Raw genomic sequence first — 6,278 nt, 5'->3', positions numbered from 1 at the left:
CCTCAGGACCGTGTGGCCGTCAGTCCCTGTTGTTCGGCCGCCCGTTCGGGTTCTCCGGGATCTCGATGGACTCCGTGGGGTCCGGCTCCTCCGGGTCTTCCGTCGTCGGATCCGTGGTCGGGTCGTCCGTCGTCGGGTCGTCCGTCGGCGGCTTCGTCGTCGGCTTGTCCGTCGTCGGGTCGTCCGTCGGCGGCTTCGTCGTCGGCTTGTCCGTCGTCGGCTCGTCCGTCGGCTCCTGCGGAGCCTGCGTCGTCGGATCCGGGGGCGGTGCGATGGCCGCTCCCATGGACGTGTCCAGGTTGAACTTGCTGGGCGCGCCCATCGCGGAGAACGTGTACGCCGCCCAGATCTGCGCCGGGAAGCTGCCGCCGTCGACGCGCGGCAGACCGCCCGCGCCCTTCATGGAGACCTGCTTGCTCTCCTCGGCCGTGCCCGCGACGCCCTCGCCGAACAGGCCGACGGAGGTGACGAGCTTGGGCGTGTAGCCGGTGAACCAGGCCGACTTGTTGTCGTCGGACGTACCGGTCTTGCCCGCCACGTCCTGCACGGGGCTGCGCACCGCGCTGCCCGTACCGTCGTCGACCACGCCGGTCAGGACCGAGGTGAGCGAGTCCGCGGTGCCGCGGTCGACGACCTCCTCGCCGATCGGGTCCGGCAGCTCGATCGTGCGGTCCTTGTGCTCGACGGACGCCACGATCGCGGGGGTGACCTTCTTGCCGTGGTTGTCGAGCGTCGCGTAGACACCCGCCATCTCCAGCGGGCTCGCGCCCATGGTGCCCAGGGTCTGCGCGGGCACGGCGGGCAGGTCCTCGACGTCCATGCCGAGCTTGCCCGCGGTCTCCAGTACGTCGTCCATGCCGACGTCCACGCCCATCTGCGCGAAGACCGCGTTGACGGACTTGTTCATCGCCTTCTGGACGGTGACGGGCCCGTAGCTCTTGTCGTCCTCGTTCGGCGGCGCGAAGGCGACGTCGCTGCCCTTGACCGGGCGCTTGCTGGTGCCGTCGTAGATCGTGTTCGCCGTGATCGGCTGGCCGGACTGCGTCTGGGCGCCCTTCTCCAGGGCGGCGGCCAGGATCAGCGGCTTGAAGGTGGAGGCCGGCTGGTAGTCGCGCCGGGTGGCGTTGTTCGTGAAGTGCTTCACGTAGTCCTCGCCGCCGTACATCGCGAGGACCTTGCCGGTCTTGGGGTCGACGGACGCGGCGCCCGCCTGCACCCGGGCGTCGGCCTTGCTCTTCTTGGGGTCGAGCTGGTCGTTCAGCTTCTTGTCGACGGCCTTCTCGAGCTTCTTCTGCTTCTTCTCGTCGATGTTGAGCGTGATCGTGTAGCCGCCCGCGTCGAACTGCTCCTCGCTGAGGTGGCCGGCCTTCATGACCTCGGCCTTGGCCTCCTTCACGAGGTAGCCGGTCTGGCCCTCAAGGCCGGGCGCGGCCTTCGGCGAATCCGGCTTGTCGAACGTCAGGCCCTCACGCTCACTCGCGGGCAGCCAGCCCTCCTCGACCATGTTGTCGAGCACGTAGTTCCAGCGCGCCTTGACCAGCTTCTTGCTGGCGTCCGTGGCGGAGGAGTAGTCGTACTGACTGGGGGCCTGGAGGAGAGCGGCGAGATAGGCGCCCTGCGTGACGTTCAGCCGCTCGGCGTCGACGCCGTAGTAGGCCTGGGCGGCGGCCTGGATGCCGTAGGCGCCGCGGCCGTAGTAGCTGGTGTTGATGTACCCGGCGAGGATGTAGTCCTTGCTCTTGTTCTGGTCCACCTTCAGCGAGATGACCAGTTCCTTGAGCTTGCGGGTCACCGTCTGGTCCGACGTCAGGTAGTAGTTCTTGACGTACTGCTGGGTGATCGTCGAGCCACCCTGCTTGCCCTTGCCGGAGACGGTGTTGATCAGGCCGCGGGCGGTGCCCTTGAAGTCGACGCCCTTGTCCTTGTAGAAGGACTTGTTCTCGGCGGCCACGAACGTGCGCTGGACCTCCTTGGGCACCTTGTCCAGGTCGACGACCTCGCGGTTCAGCTCGCCGGTCCTGGCGATGACCTTGCCGCCCTTGTACTTGTAGACGTTGCTCTGGAGCTTGGCCGCCGCATTGCCCTCGGGCACGTCGACCACCATGTAGAGGACGACGAAGGAGAGCATGCCGAGCAGGCAGAGCCCGAAGAACGTACCCAGGATCTTCTTCAGGGTGAAGAAGCGGCGTATGCCCGTGCGCTTGGGTTTGCCGCCACCGGCGGGGCGCCCGCGCGATGCCCGGCGCGCGCCGCGCTGCCGCGCTTGTCGCTCTTCCGCTCGGCCCATGAGTATGTGTGCTCCGCTTCCGTCTCGTTCGTCCGTGCTCTGTCTGCGTCTGGTGCGGCCTGTCCGTACAGATGACTGGCAAGTCAGCTCAAGAAGCTAACACCGCACCTAGGGACAAAGGACTGCCGATCCGGCCTTTTCCGGACGTGACAATCAGCACCTGCCCCACAGGAACCGGTGGCTGCCCCCAGTAAACCGACGGTTCTGGGGCCCAGAAGGTTGCCCGGCTTTCGAACCTGTGATCCCCCAATGAGCCCGGAGCCGGCCCCGAACCGGGGTATACACACCACGTATACACACCGTGTAGAGTGCTCCGTATGTCCATCGGTCACACCCTCCTCGGCCTCCTTGAGTCGGGCCCGCGCCACGGCTACGACCTCAAGCGCACCTTCGACGAGAAGTTCGGTCACGACAAGCCACTGCACTACGGGCAGGTCTACTCGACCATGTCCCGCCTCCTGAAGAACGGCCTCGTCGAGGTCGACGGCATAGAGGCGGGCGGCGGCCCCGAGCGCAAGCGGTACGCGATCACCGAAGCCGGGATCACGGATGTCGAGCAGTGGCTCGCCACCCCGGAGAAGCCCGAGCCCTACCTCCAGTCGACCCTCTACACGAAGGTCGTCCTGGCCCTGCTCACCGAGCGGGACGCCTCGGAGATGCTCGACGCCCAGCGCGCCGAGCACCTGCGCCTGATGCGCATCCTCACCGACCGCAAGCGCAAGGGCGACCTCGCCGACCAGCTGATCTGCGACCACGCGCTCTTCCACCTCGAAGCCGATCTCCGCTGGCTCGAACTGGCCGCCGCACGCCTCGGCAAGCTCGCCCAGGAGGTGCGCTCCGCATGACCCCCGCCGGTTCCCTTCTCACCGCCTCCGGCCTGCGCAAGACGTACGGTCCGACGACCGCGCTCGACGACGCCGGGTTCTCCATCCACCCCGGAGAGGTCGTCGCCGTCATGGGCCCGTCCGGCTCCGGGAAGTCCACGCTCCTGCACTGCCTCGCGGGGATCGTCAAGCCCGACTCGGGCTCCATCACGTACAACGGCCGCGAGCTCACGGGCCTGCCGGACGCCGCGCTGAGCGCCCTGCGCCGCAGCGAGTTCGGCTTCGTCTTCCAGTTCGGGCAGCTGGTCCCCGAGCTGACGTGCGTGGAGAACGTCGCGCTTCCGCTGCGGCTGAACGGCGCCAAGCGCAAGGAGGCCGAGGCGACCGCCCGTACCTGGATGGAGCGCCTGGAGGTCGAGGACGTCGCCGCCAAGCGGCCCGGCGAGGTCTCCGGCGGCCAGGGCCAGCGGGTCGCGGTGGCCCGCGCGCTCGCCACGAGCCCGCGCGTGATCTTCGCCGACGAGCCGACCGGCGCGCTTGACTCGCTCAACGGCGAGCGCGTCATGGAGCTGCTCACCGACGCCGCGCGCTCGGCGAACACCGCCGTCGTCCTGGTCACGCACGAGACGCGGGTCGCCGCCTACTCCGACCGCGAGATCGTCGTACGCGACGGCAGGTCACGGGACATGGAGCGGGCGATATGAGTCTCGACACCCCCGCGAAGGCCCGTACGGGGTCTGCGGCGCCGCATCCCGAGCACACCGCGCCGACGGGCGTCCGCGCCTGGGCCCGCGATCTCGTGATGGGCATACGGTTCGCCGTCGGCGGCGGCCGTGAGGGCTGGACCCGCACGATCCTGACCGCGGTCGGCGTCGGCCTCGGTGTGGCGCTGCTGCTCGGCGCGGCCTCCGTGCCGAACATGCTCCAGAGCCGGGAGGACCGCTCGGTGGCCCGCTCGGACGCGGGCCAGTTCGACGGCAAGCATCACCAGCGCACCGACTCCACCGTCCTCACGCGCGACGCCGGCACCGACTTCCGGGACTCGACGGTGCAGGGCCGTACGGTGCGCGCCGAGGGCGAGCACCCCACCCTGCCGCCCGGCCTGAAGAAGCTCCCGGCAGACGGCGAGATGGTCGTCTCGCCCGCCCTGCGCGACCTTCTGAACAGCTCGGACGGCACGCTCCTCAAGGAGCGCTTCGACCGGTACCGCGTCACGGGCACCATCGGCGACCCGGGCCTCGTGCACCCCCAGGAGCTCTACTTCTACGCCGGTTCCGACGCCCTCACCCAGGCCAAGGGCGGCCACCGGGTAGCGGAGTTCGGCTATCAGGAACCCCCGAAGCCGCTGGATCCGATCCTCATCGTGCTGGTCGTCCTGGGCTGCGTGGTGCTTCTGACCCCCGTGGTCATCTTCATCGGCACGGCGGTCCGCTTCGGCGGCGAGCGGCGGGACAAGCGCCTCGCCGCGCTGCGCCTGGTCGGCGCGGACGCGCGGGCGGTGCGCAGGATCGCGGCGGGCGAGGCCCTGTGCGGGGCGCTGCTCGGCCTGGCCTTCGGCGCTGTCGCCTTCCTGGGCCTGCGCGAGCTGCTCGGCGTGTTCGACGTGTGGAAGATCAGCGCGTTCGCCACCGACGTGACGCCGATACCCGGCCTCGCGGTGCTCGTCCTGCTTGCCGTCCCGCTCACGGCCGTCGTGGTCACGCTGATCTCGCTGCGCGCCGTCGCCATCGAACCCCTCGGCGTCTTCCGCAGCGCGAAGCCCCGCAAGCGCCGGATCTGGTGGCGCGTCGCGATGCCGGTCGTCGGCCTCGGGATCCTCCTCGCCTCGGGCCAGGTCGGGGGCAACGTGGTCAATGGCTACGTCGGGGGCAACGTGGCTCCGCCGGTCTTCGCCATCGGCGCCGGAGCGACGCTCACCCTGGTGGGCCTTGCCGCCCTGCTCCCCTGGCTCGTCGAGGCGGCCGTGGCCAAGCTGCGCGGCGGCCCCGTGCCCTGGCAGCTGGCCACCCGCAGGCTCCAGTTGAGCAGCGGTACGGCGGCCCGCGCGGTCAGCGGCATCACGGTCGCGGTGGCGGGCGCCATCGCCCTGCAGATGATGTTCGGCTCGATGCACGACGACTTCGACCGGGTCACGGACAACGACCCCGGCCGGGCCAAGCTCCAGGTTCGGGCGGACGTCGGGGACGGCGAGCTCGCCGAGCGGATGAACGAGAAGTTCCGTACCACCAAGGGCGTCAAGAACGTCATCGGCACGGTCTCCTCGTACGTCGTGAAGCCGGGCAAACTGAAGAACGCCGACGACATCAGGCCCACCACCGAGCTGACGGTCGGCACCTGCGCGAACCTGCGCGAGCTGGCCCGGATCGGTTCGTGCGAGGACGGCGACACGTTCGTCGTGCACACCGGGGACACCGAGATGAACGACTGGGTCGACGAGTCGGCCCGCCCCGGCAAGCCCATCGACCTGAATTCCGACAGCTGGGACATCCCCGGCCGCAAGCACATCCCGTGGACGCTGCCCGCCGACTCGCGGACGGTCAAGGCCCGCCCCGACCCGGGCGGTGACCTGCACAACGGCATCTTCGCGACGCCCGGTGCGGTCCCCCCGTCCAAGCTGGTCGGCGCCTCGACGAATGCCATGATCCAGATCGATCCGTCGGTGCCGGACAGCGAGGAGTACATCCGCAACACCGCGGCCCGCATCGACCCGTTCCTCAACGTGATGACGCTGCGCGCGGTCGAGCGGGACAAGCAGTACGCCTCCATCCAGACCGGCCTGCAGATCGGCGCGATGGCGACGATGGTCCTCATCGCGGCGTCCATGCTGGTGTCGCTCCTCGAGCAACTGCGCGAGCGCAAGCGCCTGTTGGCCGCCCTCACCGCGTTCGGCACGCGCCGCTCGTCGATGGGGTGGTCGATCCTGTGGCAGACGGCGATCCCGGTGGTGCTCGGCCTCGGCCTCGCCGTCGCGGGCGGCCTCAGCCTCGGGCTCGTCATGGTCCGCATGATCGACAAATCGGTCGAGGACTGGTGGATCTTCCTTCCGCTGGCCGGCGCCGGAGCCGTGCTCGTCGCCGTCGTGACGCTGCTCAGCCTGCCGCCGCTGTGGCGCATGATGCGCCCGGACGGCCTGCGTACGGAGTAACTCCCCGCGCGGGAGCGGGACG

4 protein-coding genes are annotated in these 6,278 nt (G+C 69.5%); 3 read left to right on the top strand and 1 reads right to left on the bottom strand.

The annotated features are described in order from the left end of the window. Positions 1-19 precede the first annotated feature (19 nt). Positions 20-2,287, bottom strand: coding sequence for a transglycosylase domain-containing protein (locus tag ACFUPX_RS34130; RefSeq protein ID WP_383331729.1), 2,268 nt, complete (start codon positions 2,285-2,287; stop codon positions 20-22). Positions 2,288-2,604: 317 nt separating this feature from the next. On the opposite strand from ACFUPX_RS34130, the gene ACFUPX_RS34125 reads away from it, so the two are divergent. From ACFUPX_RS34125 to ACFUPX_RS34115, 3 genes are read left to right on the top strand one after another with little or no spacing between them, the layout of a single operon-like run. Next, positions 2,605-3,132: a PadR family transcriptional regulator gene (locus ACFUPX_RS34125; protein WP_383331726.1), complete on the top strand. Its 528-nt coding sequence runs from the start codon at positions 2,605-2,607 to the stop codon at positions 3,130-3,132. After that, entirely contained in the window at positions 3,129-3,815 is a 687-nt protein-coding gene (locus ACFUPX_RS34120) for an ABC transporter ATP-binding protein (protein ID WP_383331723.1), read from the top strand. Before ACFUPX_RS34125 ends, ACFUPX_RS34120 begins: the two co-directional genes overlap by 4 nt. After that, complete coding sequence (locus ACFUPX_RS34115; protein WP_383331720.1) at positions 3,812-6,256, top strand: FtsX-like permease family protein; 2,445 nt, start codon at positions 3,812-3,814, stop codon at positions 6,254-6,256. Before ACFUPX_RS34120 ends, ACFUPX_RS34115 begins: the two co-directional genes overlap by 4 nt. The last annotated feature ends 22 nt before the right edge of the window (positions 6,257-6,278 follow it).

Source organism: Streptomyces sp. NPDC057302, assembly GCF_042667685.1.
Lineage (GTDB): Bacteria > Actinomycetota > Actinomycetes > Streptomycetales > Streptomycetaceae > Streptomyces.
The sequence above is the reverse complement of the archived record's forward strand: the minus strand, read 5'-3'. Positions and strand labels throughout refer to the sequence as shown.